19 protein-coding genes are annotated in these 23,318 nt (G+C 64.8%); 5 read left to right on the forward strand and 14 right to left on the reverse strand.

The window, feature by feature from the left end; genetic code table 11:
* Positions 1–552 precede the first annotated feature (552 nt).
* The 4 genes from AUCHE_RS04440 to AUCHE_RS04455 all read left to right on the forward strand — a co-directional run bounded on the left by AUCHE_RS04440 (position 553) and on the right by AUCHE_RS04455 (position 3,830).
* Positions 553–1,026, forward strand: coding sequence for a DUF6318 family protein (locus tag AUCHE_RS04440; RefSeq protein WP_006502076.1), 474 nt, complete (start codon positions 553–555; stop codon positions 1,024–1,026).
* Positions 1,023–1,910, forward strand: a complete 888-nt coding sequence (locus AUCHE_RS04445; protein WP_006502077.1) for a hypothetical protein — start codon at positions 1,023–1,025, stop codon at positions 1,908–1,910. The genes AUCHE_RS04440 and AUCHE_RS04445 overlap by 4 nt, the downstream gene beginning before the upstream one ends.
* Before the next feature lie 167 nt (positions 1,911–2,077).
* Positions 2,078–2,797, forward strand: coding sequence for a transcriptional repressor LexA (gene lexA / locus AUCHE_RS04450; RefSeq protein ID WP_006502078.1), 720 nt, complete (start codon positions 2,078–2,080; stop codon positions 2,795–2,797).
* A 94-nt stretch (positions 2,798–2,891) separates the two neighbouring features.
* A complete protein-coding gene (locus tag AUCHE_RS04455) occupies positions 2,892–3,830 on the forward strand; it encodes a LysR family transcriptional regulator (protein ID WP_006502079.1) in 939 nt (312 codons plus the stop codon).
* Positions 3,831–3,845: 15 nt separating this feature from the next.
* Here AUCHE_RS04455 and AUCHE_RS04460 read toward each other — a convergent pair whose 3' ends face one another.
* The 8 genes from AUCHE_RS04460 to hflX all read right to left on the reverse strand — a co-directional run bounded on the left by AUCHE_RS04460 (position 3,846) and on the right by hflX (position 16,384).
* On the reverse strand, positions 3,846–6,191 hold the full coding sequence (locus AUCHE_RS04460) for a ComEC/Rec2 family competence protein (protein WP_074788439.1): 2,346 nt from the start codon (positions 6,189–6,191) through the stop codon (positions 3,846–3,848).
* 1 nt (position 6,192) lies between these two features.
* Positions 6,193–6,876, reverse strand: coding sequence for a helix-hairpin-helix domain-containing protein (locus tag AUCHE_RS16505; protein WP_074788440.1), 684 nt, complete (start codon positions 6,874–6,876; stop codon positions 6,193–6,195).
* 422 nt (positions 6,877–7,298) lie between these two features.
* Positions 7,299–10,238 carry a leucine--tRNA ligase gene (gene leuS, locus AUCHE_RS04470; protein ID WP_006502082.1) on the reverse strand — a complete coding sequence of 980 codons (2,940 nt, stop codon included), beginning with the start codon at positions 10,236–10,238 and terminating at the stop codon, positions 7,299–7,301.
* Between the two features lie 218 nt (positions 10,239–10,456).
* Positions 10,457–11,095 (reverse strand): lysoplasmalogenase, encoded by a 639-nt coding sequence (locus AUCHE_RS04475; RefSeq protein WP_006502083.1) that lies wholly within the window; start codon positions 11,093–11,095, stop codon positions 10,457–10,459.
* Positions 11,096–11,241: 146 nt separating this feature from the next.
* Positions 11,242–11,502 (reverse strand): 30S ribosomal protein S20, encoded by a 261-nt coding sequence (gene rpsT, locus AUCHE_RS04480; protein WP_006502084.1) that lies wholly within the window; start codon positions 11,500–11,502, stop codon positions 11,242–11,244.
* A gap of 206 nt (positions 11,503–11,708) precedes the next feature.
* Complete coding sequence (holA, locus tag AUCHE_RS04485; protein ID WP_006502085.1) at positions 11,709–12,683, reverse strand: DNA polymerase III subunit delta; 975 nt, start codon at positions 12,681–12,683, stop codon at positions 11,709–11,711.
* A 26-nt stretch (positions 12,684–12,709) separates the two neighbouring features.
* Positions 12,710–14,641, reverse strand: coding sequence for an ATP-dependent DNA helicase (locus AUCHE_RS04490; RefSeq protein ID WP_245706829.1), 1,932 nt, complete (start codon positions 14,639–14,641; stop codon positions 12,710–12,712).
* Between the two features lie 162 nt (positions 14,642–14,803).
* Positions 14,804–16,384, reverse strand: a complete 1,581-nt coding sequence (hflX, locus tag AUCHE_RS04495; RefSeq protein WP_006502087.1) for a GTPase HflX — start codon at positions 16,382–16,384, stop codon at positions 14,804–14,806.
* A gap of 228 nt (positions 16,385–16,612) precedes the next feature.
* On the opposite strand from hflX, the gene AUCHE_RS04500 reads away from it, so the two are divergent.
* A complete protein-coding gene (locus AUCHE_RS04500; RefSeq protein WP_006502088.1) occupies positions 16,613–17,308 on the forward strand; it encodes a class I SAM-dependent methyltransferase in 696 nt (231 codons plus the stop codon).
* 10 nt (positions 17,309–17,318) lie between these two features.
* Here AUCHE_RS04500 and dapF read toward each other — a convergent pair whose 3' ends face one another.
* The 6 genes from dapF to AUCHE_RS04530 form a co-directional block, all read right to left on the reverse strand.
* The gene (gene dapF / locus AUCHE_RS04505) at positions 17,319–18,200 is read right to left on the reverse strand and encodes a diaminopimelate epimerase (protein WP_006502089.1); all 882 of its coding nucleotides are present in this window, start codon (positions 18,198–18,200) and stop codon (positions 17,319–17,321) included.
* A 108-nt stretch (positions 18,201–18,308) separates the two neighbouring features.
* On the reverse strand, positions 18,309–19,217 hold the full coding sequence (gene miaA, locus AUCHE_RS04510; protein WP_006502090.1) for a tRNA (adenosine(37)-N6)-dimethylallyltransferase MiaA: 909 nt from the start codon (positions 19,215–19,217) through the stop codon (positions 18,309–18,311).
* Between the two features lie 85 nt (positions 19,218–19,302).
* Positions 19,303–20,823: a tRNA (N6-isopentenyl adenosine(37)-C2)-methylthiotransferase MiaB gene (gene miaB / locus AUCHE_RS04515; RefSeq protein WP_006502091.1), complete on the reverse strand. Its 1,521-nt coding sequence runs from the start codon at positions 20,821–20,823 to the stop codon at positions 19,303–19,305.
* Between the two features lie 168 nt (positions 20,824–20,991).
* The gene (locus tag AUCHE_RS17430; RefSeq protein WP_407639825.1) at positions 20,992–21,447 is read right to left on the reverse strand and encodes a regulatory protein RecX; all 456 of its coding nucleotides are present in this window, start codon (positions 21,445–21,447) and stop codon (positions 20,992–20,994) included.
* A 223-nt stretch (positions 21,448–21,670) separates the two neighbouring features.
* Positions 21,671–22,795 (reverse strand): recombinase RecA, encoded by a 1,125-nt coding sequence (recA, locus tag AUCHE_RS04525; protein WP_143115055.1) that lies wholly within the window; start codon positions 22,793–22,795, stop codon positions 21,671–21,673.
* A 240-nt stretch (positions 22,796–23,035) separates the two neighbouring features.
* On the reverse strand, positions 23,036–23,257 hold the full coding sequence (locus AUCHE_RS04530) for a DUF3046 domain-containing protein (protein ID WP_040321439.1): 222 nt from the start codon (positions 23,255–23,257) through the stop codon (positions 23,036–23,038).
* Between the last annotated feature and the right edge of the window lie 61 nt (positions 23,258–23,318).

Here is a 23,318-nt window from a genome sequence, read left to right on the forward strand (position 1 = left end):
GGGCCTTGGTCGCCAAACTCGACGCGCAGGATCGGCCGAGTGGCGCACCGGCCCTCACTCATCGGCCGACCGTGTCATTTCTCGAGGTCAGATAGCGGTTCTGCAACCAAAGGGCGCTTCCGGGTGCACGGCTGGCCGCATTTGCGCCCCCGGGTCCGGGATGAGCACGCGGACGCCGGTCGCCCCAACGGCGCTGGCAGGAAGCGTCGCACTCCGGGAGGAACCTGCATCGAAGAAAAATTCAGACGCGCCCCGGCCCGGCGTGTCGCTCCACCGGGTCGATCCTGGTCACATGTTGAGCATCTCTCAGGTCACTTGGACAACCGACCAGAAACATGACAAAACAGACATATGCGATCTGCTGTGACCTCCCAGGGTGCCTCACCCACTCCGGGCCGAGTTGCGGAGCGGACCCCGAGGAGGCCGCGGACGAAGACCTGCTGCACTCGAGCCCTCCCCGCCTGGGCCGCCGGCATCGTTCTGTGCCTAGCGCTCACCGCCTGCACCGGTGAGCCCCCAGCCATCCGCCGGACCTCGAACAGGCCCGCCCCCGTGAGCTCGACCACGGAGAGCTACGACGTGCTCGCCGCCCTACCCACCGGCGCCAAGGAGGAGAATCAGCGGGGATCCGAAGAATTCGCACGGTACTTCTTCCTCTCGGTGAGCAGGGCACTGGAAAATCCCGCCCCCGGGCAGCTCCCACGTCTCTGTCTACCCGGTGTCAAGAGCTGCCTCCGGTTCGACGAGGACATCGCAACACTCGCAAAAGCAGAACAACATGTGTCCGGCCCGGAACTCGATGTCCTCAGTACCGAATGCGTCCTCTACAAGAGCAAAACACAGGTGAATACCCAAGTCGTGGTGAAGGTCAGATTCGGCGCAACACAGAAAGTCGACCGGAACGGTAGAACGATCGGCCAATGGAGCACCCCCGGGACTCGCCAATACCTGACATATCTGCAATGGACAGAAGAAAGCTGGCGGGTCGAGTCGATCAAGATCCTTCCCGGTGCGAGCGAGTCATGAAAACGGGAACAGCACTGTTCACGGCCCTCCTGATCTGCCTACCTTTCGCCGCACACGCCGCCGATGGCTCCGGCAGCGAACACTTCGACGGCACCGTCGACCGCGATGGAGCCGTGGTCAACGGATCTGGAGGACACGCCCCTGGCCGGGCCGCCACACCGAGAAATCGGACCGCGCCCGGAACCGAGATGCCTGCAGAATGGTCCCCGCCTGTCGAATACCGTGACGTGCCGAGCTGTCCGGAGAACTCCCCCTCCAACCCGGAAGTCGTCTTCTGCCTCGGTGCTATCGAACCCTGCGCCAAACGGAAGAACGGCCGGGGTTACCTCTCCCGGGTCTACATGAGGAGACAGGGAGAGAACAGCTGGAGCTACCTCGGCGCCACATGCGCACCGGAGGAGATCACCGGCGAAGCACCACGGAAAGAACTCACTGTCGCAGACATCCAACGTGTCTTCACACATCTTTCTTTTGCCACCCCCGTGCCCTCAATGCAGCCGGTGGACAATCAGAGTCTCATCAACCTCCCGGTCTATTTCCAGATGTCATGGCCTCCAGAAGGTCATCAACCAGGGAGCACCCATTCAGCAGATCTCCTGGGTCATCGGATCGACATCGCGGTGACTCTCCAACAGATCGAATACATCTTCGGGGACGGGCAATCCAGCGGGCCGACCCGCTCGGTCGGCGGCCCGTACCCCACGGGTGACATCCGTCATGCCTATCGCACCGCAGGCATCTACAGCCCTTCGGTGACCGTTGCTCTCGGCGCTAACTACCGGGTCGACGGCGGGCCGTGGGCGACGCTGCCCGGGATCTCCTCCAGGAACACGTCCTTCCCGCAACTCACCGTGCACACTGCGAGCAACCGGCTGCGCAGCTGACCTGAACCACCGGATAGTTCTCTGGACATACACCAGTAACATGTTCCGCTGGGAACACCGGTGCGGCACCGGGCGTGGAGGACATGCTCCCGAGGCCTCCTCCCTGAGGAGACCGGGTCGTCCCAGCGCCAGATGATCCGATGACGATGACGCCGAGGGAGAAGGTCATGGCACCGATCCGTCGCACACCGCAGGTCAGATGCACGATCGAACTCACCACGCGGCAGAAGGACATCCTCGAGGTCATCCGTTCCTCTGTCCACCAGCGCGGATATCCGCCCAGCCTTCGCGAGATCGGTGAGGCAGTCGGGCTGACGAGCCCCAGCAGCGTCGCCCACCAACTCTCCACCCTGGAACGCAAGGGATATCTGAAACGGGACCAGAACCGTCCTCGCGCGGTCGAAGTCGTCGATGTCGCGCCCTCCTCCTTGCCCCGTAGGCCAACCAGGTCCCCGGTACGAGGACCCGGATCGCCGTGCGAGGCCATCGCGCCCTCTCCGGGAGGCTGTCCGAAACCCGCCTACGTCCCCCTGCTGGAAGGCATCACCGAGTGCCCGTCCACCGCGTCCGAACAGGAACCACGGGATGTTTTTCCTCTACCCAGACAGGTGGTGGGAGATGGTGAGCTCTTCCTCCTCCAGGTCGACGGCGACTCCATGGTCGACGCCGCCATCTGTGACGGCGACTGGGTGGTGGTCCGGCGACAGCCGTCGGCGGAGAACGGGGACGTTGTGGCTGCGCTGATGGAGGGAAAGACCACCGTGAAGACCTTCCGGCGGCGTGACGGGCATATCTGGCTGCTCCCCCACAACGACCTCCACGCCCCGATCCTCGCCGATGACACAGTGATCCTGGGACGGGTCACCGCTGTTCTGCGCCGCATCTGAATCCCACTACGCGAAGGCGCACCCGACCGAGCCACTCACCGACCAGGTCACCGATGATCCTCCATGCTCGATAACGCTGAGTTATCCTCTTGACATGATCGATGCTGCCGGCTTACGGGTGATGAAAGCAATCGCCGACGAAGGTAGCTTCACCGCCGCCGCAACAGCGCTGGGATACTCCCAACCTGCCATCTCCCAGATGGTTCGTCGGCTCGAACAACGCACCGGGACGGTGCTGGTCGAACGGGTCGGTCGCAGCGTCCGACTCACCGAAGCCGGACGGGTACTCTCCCGGCACGCGGTCGGTGTCCTGGCCGCACTCGAATCAGCCGAAGAAGAGGTTGCCGCAATCGCCGGTCTCCGGGCAGGTCGGGTCCGACTCATGGCCTTCCCTTCAAGCTCGGCCACTCTGGTCCCTCAAGCCCTTGCCCTCGTCCGAGAGCGTTATCCCGACGTCCACGTCCGGTTCGCCGAGGCAGAACCTCCCGAGTCCTTGGCCGCGTTACGTGCCGGTGACTGCGATATCGCCGTAGCCTTCACCTACGAAGGGACCGATCTGGGGCGAGGCGAAGAGGACCTGGAGCTCTTCAAGACCGAAGTTCTCCTGGAGGACGAGGTACGCCTTGTCGTGCCCACCGGGCATCCTCTGGCCGAAGAACCTGTTGCGCATATCGCCCAACTGACCGAGGACACCTGGATCGCAGGATGCCCCCGTTGCCGAGGACACCTGGTCCAAGTCTGCGCGACAGCCGGTTTCACTCCCGAAGTCAGTTTCGAGACTGACGATTACGTCGCTGTTCTCGGATTCGTGGCCGCTGGGCTGGGAGTCGCGCTCATCCCCGACCTGATCCTGCGCAGCGCCTCCAATCCCGGCGTACACATCCTGCCGATCGACCCGCCCTCCAGGCGAACCGTGATGGCGGTCACCACTCCGGACCTCACACGGGTGCCCGCGGTCCAGGCCACCATCCAGGCTCTGTCGGACAGTGCCTCCCGACTTCTGCGCATGGCACCTCTGTCCATGCCTGTCTGATCCCTCTGTCCCTGGTCACGCCCCGGGCCGCATCACCGCGAGTTCGTCCTCCACGACGCAGAACAGAATGTCACCGCCCTGATCTGTCCGATAGACCGGCGCGCCCACCCTGGCCAGGGTCGACATCAACGACGGCGCCGGATGCCCGAAGGTATTACGGGCTCCCACGGAGATCACAAAAGATCGAGGCGCCAGTTTCTCCAGCAACTCCGGATCGTGATTCGCCGAACCGTGATGGGCCACCTTCACCACATCGACAGGGTCGCCCACTCCCTCTCTGCTCAGCCTGCGTCGTAGCTCTGTCCCCGCCTCCCGCTCGACATCGGCCAGGAGCAACAACCTCAGTCGGTCCACCCGGACGTCCAACACCACCGAGTTGTTGTTCGTGACCGAACCGGATGCCAAGGGCACCGCAGGCAATCGGACCTGCGCCTGAGCTCTGCTCCACGTCAGCTGTTCGTCAGGTGCAAGACGACGCAGAGGTAGCCCTCGTCCTGCGGCCAGCCCGGAGATCCGACGGAACTCTGCTTCAGGCTCATCGACCACACCCAACAGGAGTTCACCAACCTCCCGGTCCCTGAGCACCTGGTCGATACTTCCGCTGTGGTCCCGATCCAGATGAGTCAGGACGACTGCGTCCAGACGCTCGACCCTCAGTCCCGTGAGGCAGTCCCCCACTCTGCTGTCCACCGGACCCGTGTCGACCAGGACCGCGGAGCCCTCCCCCGAACGAATGACCAGGGCATCCCCCTGGCCCACGTCACAGGCGACGAAGGACCACTGCGGATGAGGCCACGGCCCCATCCGGGCTGGGAACACCGCAGCCACCACCAGGACCAGCACGCCGACCACGATCGATGGACGTCGCGTCCCGAACTCTCGGAGCCAGGGCAGCATCGCGATACCGGCCACGGTCAATCCGCCCAGGAGCAGCGCACCGCCGACACCTCCCGGCCAGGGGATCGAAGCGAAAGGCACCCGCGCGCATCTGTGAGCCACTTCGGCGATGCCCAGAACCGGAATCGCAGCTGCCCACGCAACCACCGAACCGACCCCGACGTGGAAAGAGGATAGAACTGCCGCCGCCACACCCAGAACAGTGGCTGGGGCCACCAGAGGAGCAGCCACGATATTGGCGACGACTCCGATCATGCTGATCGAACCGGACAACAGGACGATCAACGGTGCACAGGCCAGGTGAGCAGCAACCGGAATGGCCACCATCTCACCGAGAAAAGCCAGACGGTCGGGCAACCGGCGGGCGATCGCCCTGCTCCACGGCCCTGCGAAGACGAGCAGACCGGCTGTTGCCGTCACACTCAACGCGAAACCATATGACCTGGCCAACCACGGATCGATCAGCAGGAGCAGCACCATCGCGGCTCCCAGAGCAGGCAGGCCTCCGCCTTTCCGGGAGGTCTGCACCCCCATCAGGCCGACAGCACCCATGACGGCAGCTCGGATCACACTGGGCTCAGGGCGGGCCATCACCACGAATCCGGCCAGGAGCAGCGCAGCGACCGCAGGCCTGAACCGTCGAGGAAGACGGCAGCCTCGGGCCAGAGCCAGCGCAGCGGCAAGCACGATGGCCACATTCGACCCGCTCACCGCAGAGAGATGAGTCATCCCGGTGACCTTCATGTCAGCGATCAGGCGTTCCGAGGCCTGGCCGGTGTCACCGATCACCAACCCGGGAAGGAGCCCCGGCGCATCCCCGGGAAGAGCTGCGGCCGCGGAACGCAGCGAAGAACGGACGTGTTCAGCCAGGTCGGCGATAACGCCCGGGGCATCCAACACCTCTGCCGTTCCTTGCGCAGTGACCAGTGCGACGACGTCCTGGCCGGGCTCGGCAGGTGCCAGACGCCCGGTGAAACGCACTTTTTCCTGCCATCGACGCTCGGCCCACGGGGTGGAGCCGATCACCAGGACGGTGGCATTCACCTGACGTCGCGTCCCCCTGCCCTCCACCTGGTCGACCTGAACGCGGGCCGACCACCGCGCCGGGCCGTCGTCACCCGACTGGTTCGTCCGACGCGGGTCGGTGACCAAGGCGCCCTGAAGCGTGACCACAGCTTTTTGACCGGCCAGGTCGGCCAACCCTCCGCTCTCCCTGACAATGCTTCCCGCAGCTCCGGCCGACAGCAGCACAGCGGTGACGACCGCTGCCGCAGTGACCGGGGCCGTCCATCTTCCGCCGCTGCGCCACCACCAGGTTGCTGCGCCCAGGCATGCCGCAGCTCCGGCGCTTGCGCAGACCGTGATCGGGCGATGGGGCAGCATGACGACCAGTGATACCCATCCGGCGACGGCCGGTACCACCAGCCTCATATCGAGCACGCCCTGTGCAGGTGTGGAGGACATCTCAGAGAGTGACGAGCGGAGTGATCTGATCGAGCAGCTTCGGTCCGATGCCGGGAACCTCCTGCAGTTCCTTCATGGACGTGAACCGACCGTGAGCCTGGCGCCATTCCACGATGCGCCGAGCAGTCACCGGGCCCACTCCGGGCAGTGCGTCCAGAGCTGCGGCATCAGCGGAGTTCACATTGACCTTGCCTGCGGGCTGGGAAGAGAGCTTCCCTCCTGGAGCATTTCCGGCCGGAGCAGGGGGAACAGCTTCACCTTGAGCAGGTACGACCAGTTGCTCTCCGTCGGTAACGACCCGGGCCAGATTCACCTGACGGGTATCTGCCTGGGCGGTCAGTCCACCGGATGCGGCGATCACTTCTTCAACCCTGGAGCCTGATGTCGTCCGGATCACCCCGGGGCGTTTCACCTGACCGACGATGTGGACGACCACCGTCGCTGCCGACGAACGTCCTTGGCTCGGAGTCGGATCCGCTGCATTCGATCTGGGCTGCCCACTCGGCCCAGGGGTTGGCTGTTGTCGGGAGTCACCGCTCCTGTTCGATGATCCCACCGGCGTCGGCGCCGAGGAGGACGAGGCCATGAACACCCGCACCCCCATCACCACGGCCACAAGAAGACCGATGACGACCAACCCCCACACCGCACCCCACGCCGGTCTGACCCGACAATTCCGCAGCATGGGCGGAAGTGTCAGCAGACGCTCGTGATCCCGGGTGCGCGGACCTGGTCGGGTTCTGTCCGGACCTGGCACGTCCGGATCATCAGAAGGCAGACTCTCGGAGTCGCTCCTGGGGAGGAGGACCGTTTCCACCGCGGCATCGGTCTGGGCCGGCCTGGACCGCCTGACCAGGGCTAGGACACGATCTGTGGGCGGCGGGGCAGGAGAGGTCGAACGCATGCCGTCAGGCTGCCAAGAAGAACTGCCTCCGGAGCGCTTCCGCATCTCTGCTGGGGATCGATAGGCCGTTCCCTAGAAGGTTGTGGACATCGCACCGCCGAGGTAGAGGAACGGACTGGCGGTCGGCCTGCTTACCGTGCTGCTTGCTACGGCAAGCAGACCGACATGTCCGTGAGGGCGGTGATTCGACCCGTGCAGGTCGGTCAACCGGCGACGATATTGACCAGTTGAGGTGCTCGCACGATGACCTTGCGCACCGTCTTGCCCTCCAGCATCCCGGAGATACGCTCGGTGCTCAGCGCAAGCTGTTCGAGCTCCTCGGCGGTGATCTGCGCGGGTACCTGAACCCGTTCACGGACCTTGCCCTGGATCTGGATCACGCATGTCACCGTGTCCTCCACCAGAAGTTTCGGGTCCGCTTCAGGGAAAGCCGCAAAGGTCAGCGACTCGTCGTACCCCAGACGGGCCCACAGCTCCTCGGCGATGTGCGGAGCAACCGGGGCGACCATCAGCACGAGCTGTTCAGCAGCTTCGCGGGGCACCTCGTCAAGCCTGGTCAAACCGTTGTTCAGCTCGATCAGTTTGGCGATGGCGGTGTTGAATCGCAGTCCGGCGTAATCAGCGGCGACCCCGTCTGCGGTGCGGGCGACCAGTCGTGCTGTCGTCTCGTCCATCGGGCGATCGACGACTCTGAGGTCACCGGTGGTCTCGTCGACCACATTGCGCCACAACCGCTGGAGGAAACGTTGGGCGCCGACCACGGCACGGGTCTCCCAGGGCCGGGAGACCTCGAGCGGACCCATGCTCATCTCGTACACCCGGAAGGTGTCCGCCCCGTACTGTTCGTACATGTCGTCCGGGGTGGTCACGTTCTTCAGTGACTTGCCCATCTTCCCGTACTCACGGTTCACCGGCTGACCCTGCCAACGGTAGGACGGTTCACCACTGCCGTCGGTTGCCGGGACCTCCTCCACCTCTGCCGCGGGGACATACTGTCCACGGGCGTCGGTGTAGGCGAAAGCCTGGATGTACCCCTGGTTGAACAGTCTCCGGAAGGGTTCTTCACTGCGGACATGCCCCAGGTCGAAGAGGACCTTGTGCCAGAACCTGCTGTACAGCAGGTGCAGGACGGCGTGCTCGACGCCTCCGACGTACAGATCGACGCCGCCGGGGTCGACGACACCGGCAGGAGCACCGGCCACCGTCGTCGAACGCGGGCCCATCCAGTACTCCTCGACCGCGGGATCGACCAGCGCGGAGTCATTGGCCGGGTCGAGATACCGCAGCTCGTACCAACAGGAACCAGCCCAGTTGGGCATGGTGTTGGTCTCTCTGCGATAGCGGCGAGGTCCATCGCCCAGGTCGAGCTCGACGTGTACCCAGTCCTGAGCTCGGGACAGCGGCGGCTCCGGGGAAGAATCGGCATCGTCCGCGGCAAAAGTCTTCGGGCTGTAGTCAGGAACTTCCGGAAGCAGCACCGGCAGCATCGACTCGGGAAGCGCATGGGCCTGCCCGGCCTCGTCGTAGACGATCGGGAAGGGCTCGCCCCAGTACCGTTGGCGGCTGAACAACCAGTCCCGCAGGCGGTAGGTCACCGTTCCGTGGCCGAGCTCCTTCTCCTCCAACCACGAGATCGTCCGTGCCTTCGCTTCGCCCACGGACAGGCCGTCGACGGTCAGATCCCCGCAGCTGCTGTTCACGGCCACGCCGTCACCACAGAATGCGGCTCCGGCAGCTGTCGAACCGGCCCAGGCCGGATCCGCGACACCATCGACCACCGGGCTGACGACGTCGATGATCGGAAGTTCGAAGGCCTGCGCATAAGCGAAGTCCCGCTCGTCGTGGGCGGGCACGGCCATGATTGCTCCGGTGCCGTACCCCATCAACACGTAATCGGCGATGAAGACAGGAATCCGCCGGCCGTCCACCGGATTGACAGCATAGGCGCCGGTGAAGACACCAGTCTTCTGATCGCTGTCCAGCTGACGTTCGACATCACTCTTGCGGGAGGCGGCGAGTCGGTAACCGGCTACGGCCTCGACCGGCCCAGGCGCCCCGCCTGTCCAGATCTCGCGGGTACCTTCGGGCCAGGAACCCGACGGGGTCAGTTCATCCACCAGAGGATGCTCCGGCGCCAGCACCATGAAGGTCGCACCGAACAGGGTGTCCGGCCGGGTGGTGAATACCTCGATCGGTAGTGAGCGCCCGTCGGCGGCCTCGGCGAGGAAGGTGACCTGCGCCCCGCTGCTGCGTCCGATCCAGTTGCGCTGCATCAACTTGACCGGCTCGGGCCAGTCCATCCGCTCCAGGTCGTCGACCAGACGGTCGGCATATGCGGTGATCCGCATCATCCATTGCGACAGGTTCCGCTTGAACACCGGGAAATTGCCGCGTTCGGAACGCCCTTCGTTGGTGACCTCCTCGTTGGAGAGCACCGTTCCCAGCCCGGGGCACCAGTTCACCGGCGCTGCGGAGACATAGGCCAGGCGGCGCGCATCGAGGAGGTCGTTCCTCTCCTGGACGCTCAGGTCGGCCCACGCTCGCCCGTCCGGGGTCGGGAGCTCCCCTCTGGCGTACTTCTCCACCAAGTCCGTGATGGGGCGGGCCCGACCGGTGCCCTCCCCGGTTCGGCGAGGAGCGTGCTCGTCGTACCAGCTGTTGTACACCTGGAGGAAGATCCACTGCGTCCAGCGGTAGAAGTCCTCATCGATGGTCGACACGGAACGGCGGTCGTCATGACCCAGGCCCAGGCGTCTCAGCTGCCTTTTCATCGTGGCGATGTTCTCCTCGGTGGTGATCCGAGGATGCTGCCCAGTCTGCACGGCGTACTGCTCAGCGGGGAGGCCGAAAGCGTCATAGCCCAGGCAGTGAAGCACGTTCTTGCCGGTCATCCGTTGGTAACGGGAGAAGACATCCGTCGCGATGTAGCCCAGGGGGTGGCCGACGTGCAGACCTGCGCCGGAGGGATAGGGGAACATGTCCATCACGAAGAGCTTGTCCCGCCCGTTCACTCCGTCAGGGTCCGCCCATGGTCCTGCCGGATTCGGAGCGTGGAAGGTGTGTTCCGCCTCCCATCGGTCCTGCCAAGCCGTCTCGATCTGACCGGCCAGCTGGGCTGTGTACCGGAAGGGGGTCTCATTCATCGCTCTTCGTCCTCGCTCGCTCGTGCGGATGCGTGCGACACCTCATGTCGCCACCGACGCCGGGTACGACCTTCTGACATGGAAAAAGCCCCCTCCCAGGAGGCCGGCCGCGTCGAGACCCGGGCAAGTCGACGCGGCTACCTAAGGAGCAGCAGGCTACGCATGCACCCAGGCTAGCGCAGTCGTCCTGGGGCAGACACGCGCCTTTCCCCCTGTGGTCACGTCAAAGTCCCCATGACGATGCATACCTGCGCGAGCTGGTAGGTCATGATGATCACCGCACCGGCGTACGGTCGAGGCGCATCGAACCGGTCCAACGCCAGAACGGTGTCGGACACCACGAAGAGCACTCCCCCGATCAAGGTCAGCGGCTGACCCGTGGCTCCGGCGGCGATCGCCATCACCGACAGGATCGAACCGTAACCGAGAGTGGCATAGGACATCATCGAACCGTTCTGCTGGCTGGCCCCACTGCGCACCCGCATCAACGAGAGAACCGCGAACGGTGAGATTAACAAGGCGCTCAACAGCGCACTCATCGGGTGCAACCAGGAGACGGCGAAGGCCATCACGTAGCACAGATGTCCCATCAAGAAAGCCGACAATCCGGCGAGAAAGGCTGTGCTGTTCTTCCTCAGCAGGAAAGCATCGCCGACGAGCCCGCAGATCAGACCCACCAACAGCGCCCTGCCGTGAAGGCTCTCGGAAGCACCCATGCTCGCCGTGAGCGCGACGAGGAGCATCAAGGTTCCGATTTTCGTCGGCCGGTAGACGATCTGAATGCCCTTCGCTGCGGAATACCAACAGGCGAGAGCAGACACCGCGGTGAAGGAACCGATGAGGTAAGTGGTGCTCATGATGGCCAGGACTCTACCGTCCCGTCAGGATCCGGCTCGCTTCCCTATCGACGAGGGTTCTTGGCGCGTCGGGCAGGACACGCAGACGGCCGCACGCCCAGGAGGACGCGCGGCCGTCATGACGACTGCCGTGAAGGCAGCTCAGGTCACAGCTTGGCGTGAACCTTGGCCATCGCCGACTTCTTGTTGGCGGCCTGGTTCTTGTGGATGACGCCCTTGCTCACAGCCTTGTCGAGCTTCTTGCTCGCCAGGCGGAGCGCTTCCGTGGCGGCGTCCTTGTCGCCTGCGGCGGCAGCCTCACGGAACTTGCGGATCCACGTGCGCAGCTCGGACTTGTACGCCTTGTTGCGCTCGGTGCGCTTGGCGTTCGTCTTGATGCGCTTCATCTGGGACTTGATATTGGCCACGAATCTCTCCTGGTCGATCGACTGCCGGATATGGCAGGCCCGGCCTCACCCCCGGCGGGTGGTCACCTCCGGTCAAGGACGGGCTACGGATCGCGTGATGCGCACGACCTGGGCGCACACGCGACCTTTAACGTTACCAGCGCTGAGTGAAACGTCCCAAGTCATCGGGGCGAGAACCGAGGCACCAGGAAAGACGCCGCGCACCCTCATCCCTGCCGGGCCTGACAGATCTGCACCAGGCAATGCTCTACTGCGTACTGCGGGTCCCGCCCCCCGCCCTTGACCGCGTGATCGGCAGCAGCCACCGCCTGGATCGCCACCCCCAGACCGTGCTTGTCCCATCCGGACAGAGCTCGGCGCGCCCGGTCGATCTGCCAGGGTGCCATCCCCAGATCCTTCGCCAAGGCGGCTCCCGATCCACGCGGGGCGCCCGCCACCTTCGCCAACTGACGTAGCTGCGATGCCAACACCGCGACAAGTGGCACCGGGTCCACCCCCGCGGACATGGCATGCCGGGCCAGGGCCAGGGCTTCTCCCTGCTGCCCGGCGACAGCCGCGTCGGCCACCCGAAAACCCGTGGCCTCGATCTTCCCCCCGTGATACGTCGCCACCACGGATTCGTCGACCGTCCCCCGAGTGTCCGAGATCAACTGGGTGCAGGCCGATGCCAGCTCCGAAAGGTCCTTGCCGACCGCCTCCACCAACGCACGGACCCCGTCCGAGGTGATCTTTCGACGTTGACGACGGAATTCGTTCATCACGAAATCGGATTTGTCCCGGTCGGACTTGACCGCAGGGGCCTCCAACACGCGAGCCCTGTTCTTCTTCAGAGCGTCCACGACCTTCTTCCCCCGGTTGCCCCCTCGGTGACCCACCAGAAGGGTCACGTGTTCTGCCGGGCTTCCCAGATAGGTCAGCAGGTCCTTCTGCAGGTCTTCTCCCGCATCGTCCACATCGGGGATGACCACGGCGGTACTTCCCCCGAACAAGGACGGGCTGACGTGCACCGACAGCTGGCCCGGCTCATATGTCGCAGCCGAGAGCCGCACCACGTCGAGCTGGGGGTCCTGCTCCCGCAGGGCCTCCAGAGTGTCCGACACCGCACGTCGCGCCAACAATTCCTCCGGCCCCAGGATCAGCACGCAGCCGGGGACGCTCGACGAAGAAGCAATGGCAGACATCCTCCCAGCCTGCCATGTCCGCTCGGTCAAGACTTCTCCCGCGTCGGCAGTACCGGTCCTGCCGTCTCGTCCAGCCTGGCCAGAGCCGCCAGAACGAGCTCGCGATCGGTCGTGGCCCAGAACGGAGGCAGCGAACTCTGCAGGAAGCCTGCATAACGTGCAGTCATCATGCGTGAGTCGAGGAAGGCTACTACCCCTCGGTCGTCATCCCGCCTCACCAGGCGTCCGGCTCCCTGCGCGAGACGGAGCGCTGCGTGGGTCGCAGAGACCGCCATGAAGCCATTTCCTCCTCGACGACTGATCTCCTCGCTGCGCGCGCTCGTCAGAGGGTCGTCGGGGCGGGGGAAGGGGATCCGGTCGATCACCACCAGCTGACAGGCTGGTCCGGGCACGTCGACCCCTTGCCACAGCGACAGCGTACCGAAGAGACAGGTTCGAGCATCTGAAGCGAATTTCTTTACCAGAGTAGGGGTTTGGTCATCTCCCTGGCACAGGATCGGATACTCGTCCGCTAAACGTTCCCGCATCTCCTCGGTCGCGGCCCTGGCCGCCCGCGTCGAGGAGAACAGGCCCAGGGCACGGCCGCCGGCAGCCCTGATCAGCGACTCGATCTCGTCCATGGCGACCGGAGATGCGCCCTCCCGAGTAGGGGCGGGAACATGCCGGGCCACATAGGCCATCGCCTGACGTCGATAGTCGAAAGGACTCCCGACATCCAACCCGTCCCACTTCGGAGCGCCGTCACCCTGCAGGCCCAAGGCGCCCGCCACGCTCTCGAAGGAACCGCCCAGCTCCAGGGTCGCCGAAGTCAGCACCACGGTCCGTTCCTGGAAGACCTTCTCCCGCATCATCATCGCCACACTCATCGGCGCGACCCGTAGCACCGCTCCCCTGCGGGCGTCCTCACCAGACCACAGGACGTCGAGTTCCCTCCCGGACAGGACACGGTCGCACACCTCGAAGATCTCCTCGACCGCAGAGCGAGCCAACAACCGGTCACTGTTGCTGCCGGGATCGTTCTTACTGCCCTGATCCGATTTCAGTTGTGACTGGACGTCCCGAGCGCTGTCGAGCACCGTGCTCAGCGCCTGGGCCAGCTCCTCGGGAAGAACACGAAGGCGTCCTTCCGGCAACAGTTCCAGAGCCTGTCTGAGGGTCTCTGCGCCGGCAACGAGATCAGCGGTGTCTGCCAGTCGTCCGGCCTTACGGGCCGCGCTCTCCACCATGCCTGCGGTCAACTCATCGGTGATGGTAGCCGTCACCCGATCGACCAGTTCGTGGGCTTCATCGATGACAAGCAGATCGTGCTCGGGAAGCAGCTGACGACCCTCGAAGGAGTCGATCGCCATGAACGAATGATTGGTCACCACGACGTCGACCTCCTGGGCCCTGGCCCGGGCGATCTCGACGAAACATTCGTCCCGCACGGGACAGGCCCCGCCCAGACATTCGCGTGCGCTCACCGACACCTGGTGCCAAGCACGCTCGGAGACCCCGGGCACCAGTTCGTCCCGGTCGCCCGAATCGGTCTGTCCGGACCATTCCCGCAGTCGGAGGACCTCCTTGCCCAACCAGGAGGCCTGTTTGTCGACCTCCCCGACCGTCAACAGGGTGCCCTCGTCGTCATCGGGGAACCCGCCGTCCGTCTTGTACCTGCACAGGTAATTGCGTCGCCCCTTGACGAGGACGCAGGTGGGTTCCCGCCCGAGGACGGGCCGCAGCGCCTCCGCCAACCGTGGAAGATCTCCGTCGACGATCTGAGCCTGTAGGGCCAAGGTCGCGGTAGCCACCACGGTGGGCCGGCCCGTGGCGAACGCATGAGCGACCGCCGGAACCAGGTAGGCCAAGGATTTTCCGGTCCCGGTGCCTGCCTGGACCAGGAGATGCCGCTGAGAGTCCACGGCGCTCTCGACCGCCTGAGCCATTCGAAGCTGACCTGCCCGTTCCCGCCCGCCCATCGTGGAGATGACGGCATTCAGCAAGGAGCGGCAGTCAGCAGTCGTGGACACCGGACCACCCTAATGGCCCGGTCGGCGACGGCCGACATGTCGATGTCGAGCAGGTGTTCCGACCGGCTCCGACCTGAGAAAGGTCTCCGACGACGCTCTCAGCAGAGCTGGTCAGAGTCCGCCGCTCACGAAGCCCGACAACTCCCCAGCCAGATCAGGAAGCACCCTGACCTGCAACCGGGTGCCTTCAGCAGTGTGCTCCTCGCTGAGGACATCCGCCTCCTCGTGGATGCGGTGGACCAGCGCACCGCGGTCGTAAGGGATGAGCACGGTCAGATCGATGTGAGGGCGAGGAATCTCCGTGGCGATCCGCGCGATCAGGGCATCCATACACTCCCCGGTGCGTGCCGAGACGACCAAGCAGTCACGTTCACGACGGACCAGCTGCTGAAGGATCTCGGGATCGGCCAGGTCGGCCTTGTTGACGACCACGATCTCGCGCGGACCCGTCCGTACGTCGGCGCCTTCCTTACGCGCTGCGCGGTCCCGAGGGTCGGAGGACCACGCGTCCTTCGCGAGGGCGTCGGTCTCCTCTGTCGAACCCAGCCGTGCACCTTCCGCTCCGGAGGACATCACCTCGGCGAGCACTTCACGCACAGCTGAGATCTGAGCGAATGGATCGGGATGCGACCCGTCCACCACGTGCAGGAGCACATCGGCCTCGGCGACCTCTTCCAAGGTCGAGCGGAAGGCCTCCACCAACTGGTGGGGCAACGACCGGACGAAACCGACCGTGTCGGAAAGGGTGTACGGGCGTCCGTCGGGAGTGACAGCCTTACGTACTGTCGGATCCAAGGTCGCGAACAAGGCGTTCTCGACGAGGACACCGGCCCCGGTCAACCGATTCAGCAGGGAAGACTTCCCGGCATTGGTGTACCCGGCAAGAACCACGGCAGGAACCTGGTTCTCCCGCCGGGCCCCCCGCTTCACATCCCGGGTGGTCTTCATGTGCCGGATCTCCCGGCGGAGTTTGGCCATCCGTGAATTGATCCGGCGGCGGTCCAGCTCGATCTTCGTCTCACCCGGCCCACGCGACCCCATACCCATACCCCCGGCGGCCTGACCGCCGGCCTGACGGGACATCGACTCTCCCCATCCCCGCAGACGGGGAAGCAAGTACTGCAGTTGAGCCAGCTCGACCTGGGCCTTACCCTCTCTCGACTTCGCATGCTGGGCGAAGATGTCGAGGATCAGCGCGGTCCGGTCGATGACCTTGACCTTCACGATGTCTTCCAGGGCGCGACGTTGGCTGGGCGAGAGCTCTGCGTCGCAGACCACCGTATCGGCGCCTTCGTTCACGACGACGTCCCGCAGCTCCTCGGCCTTGCCCGACCCCAGAAAGGTCGCCGCGTCCGGGCGCTGTCGACGCTGAAGGACCCCGGCCATCACCTGCGAGCCGGCGGTCTCGGCCAGGGCGGCCAGCTCTCGGAGTGAGTTCTCCGCGTCCTCGACCGTACCGGCAGACCACACTCCGGCCAGCACCACTTTCTCGAGTCTGAGCTCGCGGTACTCGACCTCGGTGACATCCTCCAATTCAGTGGAGAGACCGCCCACACGCCGCATGGCGGCCCGCTCTTCGCGTTCGAGCTGATCACCGTCGTAGGAAACGAAGTCGGGATCGTCTCGATGCCAGTCGTCGTTGTCCGCCAGAGCGCTGGCGCGGGTGGAGAAGATGTCTTCGGGTCGCGTCATGATGTCTCCAGGGTGTCATGTCCACCTCCTTCGCAGCTACTTGTTTTACCGCGGGCCGCTCCCGACTGATCGCCACGTCTGCGGACAACCATCGGCCCGAGACGTCGTGCGGCACTAACATGGAAGGTACGCCGTCCTCCCGGAAGAACACCGGAAGGGGTCGGCGCCCGTCATCGACCTACGGGCAGATCATCTGCTCCTCTCGCCTCCCCGGATCAGGACACGGCCGTGAACGACAGCACCCCCGCCCGTCGGCAGCACCGACCGGAAGAGGCGATCCCGTCGAAAAATACCCATCAGCACTACTTCTCGGCTCAGCCCGCAGCTGTGGAGGAACGCCGGCAGCTACGTGTCCATCTGGCCGGGCGTGAGGTTCCCGTCTGGACAGCTAACGGAGTCTTCTCCACCGATCGGCTCGACCTGGGAACCTCCGTATTGCTCCGCGAAGCCCCCGCGCCCCCGCAGGAAGGCACCTTTCTGGACCTGGGATGCGGATGGGGACCGATCACCCTGACCCTGGCCCTCCAGTCGCCCGATGCAGCCGTCTGGGCAGTCGACGTGAACGAACGCGCGCTGGCCCTCACCGCCGACAACGCCCGCGCTCTGGGCCTGGAACAGGTTCGCACCGCCCTGCCCGATCAAGTCGAGAAAGACCTCACCTTCGATGTGATCTGGTCGAATCCACCGATTCGGATCGGAAAGACGGCTCTGCACACTCTGCTGGCCTCCTGGCTGCCGCGGCTCGCGCCCGGCGGGACGGCCTATCTGGTGGTGCAGAAGAACCTCGGCTCGGACTCTCTCCAGTCCTGGCTGAGCGGCACCCTCTCCACCGGTTACCACGTCGACAGATATGCCTCGGCAAAAGGTTTCAGGGTCTTACGGGTTCAACGGGATACCAACTGCTCCTGGGACGATTCCGCCTGAGCGGGCACGCTCAGCCGAGGACGAAAAGCCCGTCCGCGACCAGTTCCGCAGGACCAGCCAGCTCGACCTCCCCGGAGGGAAGCGCCGTCACCTGCACCGAGCCTCCGGGCAAATCGACCTGCCATTGTTCGTGGGCAGATGGCTCACCACTCCACAACATGAAAGCCAGGGCAGTCGCGCACGCACCCGTACCGCACGATCTGGTCTCTCCGACCCCGCGTTCGAAAACCCTCATCTGCAACCGGCCCGGCCCGGTCACTCGGGCCAGTTCCACGTTGGTGCCCTGCGCAGGCATCGGGATCACCGAAGGCATCACCGACAGGTCCAAAGCACCCAGGTCGACCTCTTCGGGAAGCGCCACCACCGTATGCGGATTCCCCAGGTCCATCGACAGCCCTGGCCACGGGCCGCTCTGGTGCAGAGCCACAACGGCATCATGCCCGTCCGTAGCGAACCGCTCCGGGTCAGCCACCCGCCAGCGACCGAGATTCACCGCTATCCGCTCGTCCTCCACCCGGACATATTTCACCCCGGCCCGCGTCGCGATCCCAAACTCCGGACCCTGTTCCCATCCTTCCCTCACCAGGTAGGCGGCGAAGACCCTGGTGCCATTGCCGCACATCTCCGCGATACTGCCGTCGGCATTGCGATAGTCCATGAACCACTCGGCTTCACGAGACTGTGCACGAACTGAGGCCTCGCCCGCGTGCTCCGTACGGACCACCCGGATGACACCGTCCGCACCGATACCGGCCCTACGGTCGCTCAACCTACGCACCAGCTCTGCGTCGAGATCGAGTTCGCCCGTCGGATCGGGTACCACCACAAAGTCGTTCTCCGTGCCGTGTCCCTTCGTGAAGGGCAGGGCAGGCCGCGCATTCATCGTCACCATCCCATTCTGACGGGAAGAGCGCACCATCGAAGTCGGCAACCGTATCCCGGTCGCCCGGTCGGGACGGAATACCTCCGATCTCCTCGGGGCCCGTCGTCGGCAGCCATTTCAGCGAGTGGCCTCGAGCGTTTCGACCGCAGCTCCGACAAGGTCGTCGCTACCCGCATCCAACCAATGAATCCGAGGGTCGGCCCCGAACCACGACTCCTGCCGCCGCACCAACCGTCGGGTCGCCCGGGTGGTGTCCTCGATCGCCTCACGTTCGGAGAACTCACCTCGGATCTGGGCCAAGGCCTGCGCATAGCCCACCGCCCGGGAAGCCGTTCTGGTGCGGGACAGCCCGGATCTCTCCAGATCCGCGACCTCGTCGAGCAGCCCATCCGCCCACATCTTGCGGGTCCGTCGTTCGATGCGCTCGTCCAGAAATGGACGTGGCAGACGCAGGCCCAGCTGCACAGTGGGCAAGAGGTACTCACGGCGAGGCATCGAGGCCGAAAATGGTCTGCCGGTGATCTCGACGACCTCGAGGGCCCGGACGATCCTCCGTCCGTTGCGAGGGTCGATCTTCGCCGCAGCCACCGGGTCTTTTTTCACCAACTCGGAGAACACGGCCTCGACGCCTTCGCGATCGAGCTTCTCCTCCCATTTCGCCCTCACCGCGGCATCGGTCGGCGGGATCTCCAGGACGTCAAGAGCTGCGCGCACGTACAGCCCGGAACCACCGCAGACCACCGGCAGCTGGCCTCGTCCGAGGATGTCCTCCACATCTGCTCGTGCCGCAGCCTGATAAGCCGCGACCGAAGCATCCTGCGTGATGTCCAAAACGTCGATCTGGTGGTGACGCACCCCTTGGCGTGCTGCCGGGGAAAGTTTGGCCGTGCCGATGTCCATCCCCCGATACAGCTGGGAGGCATCGGAGTTGACCACCTCTCCGCCCAGGTGGAGGGCCAGTTCGACCGCCAGGTCAGATTTTCCCGTGGCCGTAGCACCCACCACGGCGATCACTCTCGCGGACATGCCTCCGACTCCTCATCCCGTGTACCGGACGCGTCTGAATGCCTATTCGACCCGCAGACAGCACCCAGGTCTCGACCCATCCACCTCAGTCACACCCGCAGGGGGCCGCTTCCACCTTCGGTGGGGCGCCGATGCGGGGAATACCCAGCGAGACCATGGGGCGTCCGCTGACCGGGTTGTCCTGGGAGTCCGCCCACGCCTGGCCGCCACGAGTCCGGCGGACCCGGTACGTGCCACCGGACAGGGCTCCGTCCGCCACAAGGTGGTGCGGCGCACCGTAGGTGACATCGACGTCCACCATGTCACCGGGGCGAGCTATATCGCCGACGGACCGAGCCTCCTGAGGTACCGAGAAGTGCACGAGTCGGTTGTCCTCTGCCCGTCCCGACATGCGGTCTGTCTGGCCGTCCTTTCGGCCCTCTCCTGGAGCGACCAGAACAGATACGGTCCTTCCCTCCACCTTGCGGTTCTCCTGCCACGAGATCTCGTCCTGCAGGGCGACAAGTCGTTCGAAACGTTCCTGGACAACAGATTTAGGAACCTGATCCCCCATCGTGGCAGCGGGGGTTCCCGGTCGGATGGAGTACTGGAAGGTGAACGCACTGGCGAAGCGGGCTTGCTCGACGACTCGCATGGTCTCTTCGAAATCGTCGTCCGTCTCACCGGGAAAACCCACGATGATGTCGGTCGTGATGGCCGCCTCGGGGATCCGATCCCGGACCCTGTCCAGGATACGTAGGAACCGATCGCTCCGGTAGCTGCGCCTCATCGCCCGCAGTACGCTGTCCGAGCCCGCCTGCAGCGGCATATGCAGCTGCGGCATCACCGTCGGGGTCTCGGCCATCGCCTCGATCACGTCGTCGGTGAAAGCCGCAGGGTGCGGGCTGGTGAATCGGAGTCTTTCCAATCCCTCGATCTGTCCGCACGATCGCAGCAGTTTCCCGAAAGCCTCACGATCCCCGAACTCGACGCCGTAGGTGTTGACGTTCTGGCCCAGCAGCGTCACCTCGATGACCCCCTGTTCCACCAGGGCGCGGACCTCGGCCAGGATGTCACCGGGCCGGCGATCCTGCTCCTTGCCGCGCAGCGCCGGCACGATGCAGTAGGTGCAGGTGTTGTTGCACCCCACACTGATCGAGACCCAGCCGGAGTAGGTCGAGTCGCGCCTGGTCGGCAACGTCGAGGGAAAAGCCTGCAGCGCTTCGAAGATCTCCACTTCGGCGCGTTTGTTGTGCCGAGCCCGGTCGAGGAGCGCCGGCAGGCTACCGATGTTATGCGTCCCGAAGACCACGTCCACCCAGGGCGCACGCTGGACGATGAGGTCCCGGTCCTTCTGCGCCATGCATCCACCGACTGCGATCTGCATCTGCGGGTTGCGCTGCTTGGCCGGTCGTAGCTGCCCGAGATTGCCGTACAGCTTGTTGTCGGCGTTCTCGCGCACGGCACAGGTGTTGAACACCACCACATCGGCGACTTCTGGTCGGTCCTGGTCAGGCAGGCTGGCGAGGTCGACATAGCCGGCTGTCTCGAGGAGACCGGCAAGGCGCTCGGAGTCATGGACGTTCATCTGGCACCCGTGGGTGCGCACGTCGTAAGTCTTCGTCACGGCTGCTTTCCGAAGGAGGCTGTGGGCTGTGGTCGTGTGGGCCGTCCGCGCTCGTGACGACAGGGCGGCGCCGACTACCCAGGGTACGGGGTGGGCCCCGATAGCGTCCCATCCTGTTCGTCCGTCGTCGGCCACACCACTGGCGCGTCGAGGCGCCTGTGGAGGAGATCAATCACGTCGGTGCTCCGGTAGCTCGTCAAGAGCCTGTCGGATCACGCAGTAGGCGATCTCACCGGAATAGCCTTTGCGCGCGAGTGCACCGGCAAGCCGTCGAGCCTGGGTCTCACGAGGCAACCCGTGCATGGTGCGCAGCCTCTTGGCGACGATCCTGCGGGCCTCGTCCTGCTCGTCGGCCTCGCTGACCTCCGCCAGCGCGGACTCGGCGAGTTCATCGGGAACACCCTTCTTCCGGAGTTCGCCTCTCAACGCCCGACGGGCCAGACCGCGGCTCGCTCGTTGGCTCCGTACCAGCATCCCGGCATAGGCCTCGTCGTCGATCAATCCGACCTCCTGGAACCGGTCCAGGACCTGTCGGATCGCCTCTTCGTCACACCCACGCCTGATGAGGCTCTGCTCGAGTTGCGCCCGGGTACGTGGGGCCATGGTGAGCTGGCGGAGGGCTATCCTGCGCGCGTTCTCCTCCGGCGAGAGCCCCTTGTCGGAGGACGTACTCCTCCGAGTCGACGAGTCGTCGGAGCCGGTCTCTGACGGGTCTGCGTCATGACGAGCTGACCCCGTGGAGTCTGACAGCTCTCCCGGTGGAGACGCTCGTCGTGTTCTGGCCGCAGCCTCCGCCGCAGCCAGAACACGACGAGCGATTTCCTGACGTTCGGCCAGGCTGTCCTTCTCAGAAGGAGACGGGTGCATCTGCCAGCGGAGTGTCGGCCTTACGTCGCCCACGGCCTGCGCCTCGGGCCGGAGCAGTGTTCTGCCGCTCGGACGGAGCTGCCTGCGCAGTTTCGGTCGTCGGAGCTGGACCGATACCCAGCTTTCCCTTGATCTTGCGTTCCAGCTCGTCGGCCAGCTGCGGGTTGTCGCGCAGGAAGTTACGGGCATTTTCCTTGCCCTGGCCCAGCTGGTCCCCCTCGTAGGTGTACCAGGCACCTGATTTGCGGACGAAACCGTGTTCCACGCCCATGTCGATCAGACCGCCCTCGCGCGAAATGCCCTGACCGTAGATGATGTCGAACTCGGCCTGTTTGAAAGGCGGGGAGACCTTGTTCTTGACCACCTTGCAGCGGGTCCGGTTGCCGACCGGTTCCGAACCGTCCTTCAAGGTCTCGATACGACGGACGTCCAATCGCACCGATGCGTAGAACTTCAACGCCTTGCCACCGGTGGTGGTCTCCGGCGAACCGAACATCACCCCGATCTTCTCCCGCAGCTGGTTGATGAAGATCGCGGTAGTCCCGGTGCTGTTCAGAGCCCCGGTGATCTTCCGCAGTGCCTGGCTCATCAGGCGAGCCTGAAGACCCACGTGGGAGTCCCCCATCTCCCCCTCGATCTCGGCGCGAGGGACCAGAGCCGCTACCGAGTCGATCACGATGATGTCCAATGCTCCGGAACGGATCAGCATGTCGGCGATCTCCAGCGCCTGTTCACCGGTGTCCGGCTGGCTGACCAGCAGGGCGTCGGTGTCGACCCCCAGTTTTTTCGCATATTCCGGGTCAAGGGCGTGCTCAGCGTCGATGAAGGCCGCAATACCACCGTTCTTCTGCGCATTCGCCACGGCGTGCAAGGCCACCGTCGTCTTACCGGAGGACTCCGGACCGTAGATCTCCACGATCCGTCCTCGCGGAAGACCACCGATACCGAGAGCCACGTCCAAGGAGATCGACCCGGTGGGAATGACCTCGATCGGAGGGCGGACATCATCGCCCAGCCGCATCACAGCGCCCTTGCCGTGCGACTTCTCGATCTGCGCCATCACCGTGTCGAGGGACTTCAACTTCTGGTCTGCCGCAGCAGCCATCTCACACCCACCCATCTGCTCATCGTCGATTCGGCCGTCTACCTTCGACCGCGAGGGGACACGCTCAGGCGTCACCGTCCGGTCAGACGTTAGAGGCAGGCTCCGACAAAGCTCCGCACGTAAGAAACCACCTGTGCACAACGTGACGGCAGCCCCACCCCTGTGGACACAGCCTAGCCGGACAGGCGTCCGACCGACCGGCGCCGCAGGCGGCAGCCCAGGCAGCGCCTCCGACACCAACTATCGACGACGAGGGCGTTCCTTGCCCCACCGACGCTCCGGGGGTACCTGCATCTCCTCGCAGACCGCGGCCCAGATGTCCCGCACCGGGACCCCTTGTTCCAAGGCCTCGGCACCGGTCACACTCCCCAAGCCGGACAAGGCCTGACTCTCGACCAGCATCCTTCCTCGTGCCGAACCGAATTCGTCGTCCATGAGCCGCCAGAAATCAGAGAGTCGCACCGGTCAAGTCAAACATGCTCCGCCCCGGGTACCTGTACACGACTGTCGACCCGTGCCAGGC

The organism is Austwickia chelonae NBRC 105200 (assembly GCF_000298175.1).
In the GTDB taxonomy this organism is placed as follows: Bacteria; Actinomycetota; Actinomycetes; order Actinomycetales; family Dermatophilaceae; genus Austwickia; species Austwickia chelonae.

Excerpts from the sequence above, each read along its gene's own strand:
- AUCHE_RS04445 (WP_006502077.1), top strand. The coding sequence starts at position 1,023 with ATGAAAACGGGAACAGCACTGTTCACGGCCCTCCTGATCTGCCTACCT.
- lexA (WP_006502078.1), top strand. The coding sequence starts at position 2,078 with ATGGCACCGATCCGTCGCACACCGCAGGTCAGATGCACGATCGAACTC.
- AUCHE_RS04455 (WP_006502079.1), top strand. The coding sequence starts at position 2,892 with ATGATCGATGCTGCCGGCTTACGGGTGATGAAAGCAATCGCCGACGAA.
- AUCHE_RS04460 (WP_074788439.1), bottom strand. The coding sequence starts at position 6,191 with ATGTCCTCCACACCTGCACAGGGCGTGCTCGATATGAGGCTGGTGGTA.
- AUCHE_RS16505 (WP_074788440.1), bottom strand. The coding sequence starts at position 6,876 with ATGCTGCGGAATTGTCGGGTCAGACCGGCGTGGGGTGCGGTGTGGGGG.
- leuS (WP_006502082.1), bottom strand. The coding sequence starts at position 10,238 with ATGAATGAGACCCCCTTCCGGTACACAGCCCAGCTGGCCGGTCAGATC.
- AUCHE_RS04475 (WP_006502083.1), bottom strand. The coding sequence starts at position 11,095 with ATGAGCACCACTTACCTCATCGGTTCCTTCACCGCGGTGTCTGCTCTC.
- holA (WP_006502085.1), bottom strand. The coding sequence starts at position 12,683 with ATGTCTGCCATTGCTTCTTCGTCGAGCGTCCCCGGCTGCGTGCTGATC.
- AUCHE_RS04490 (WP_245706829.1), bottom strand. The coding sequence starts at position 14,641 with ATGGGCGGGCGGGAACGGGCAGGTCAGCTTCGAATGGCTCAGGCGGTC.
- hflX (WP_006502087.1), bottom strand. The coding sequence starts at position 16,384 with ATGACGCGACCCGAAGACATCTTCTCCACCCGCGCCAGCGCTCTGGCG.
- dapF (WP_006502089.1), bottom strand. The coding sequence starts at position 18,200 with ATGGTGACGATGAATGCGCGGCCTGCCCTGCCCTTCACGAAGGGACAC.
- miaA (WP_006502090.1), bottom strand. The coding sequence starts at position 19,217 with ATGTCCGCGAGAGTGATCGCCGTGGTGGGTGCTACGGCCACGGGAAAA.
- recA (WP_143115055.1), bottom strand. The coding sequence starts at position 22,795 with ATGGCTGCTGCGGCAGACCAGAAGTTGAAGTCCCTCGACACGGTGATG.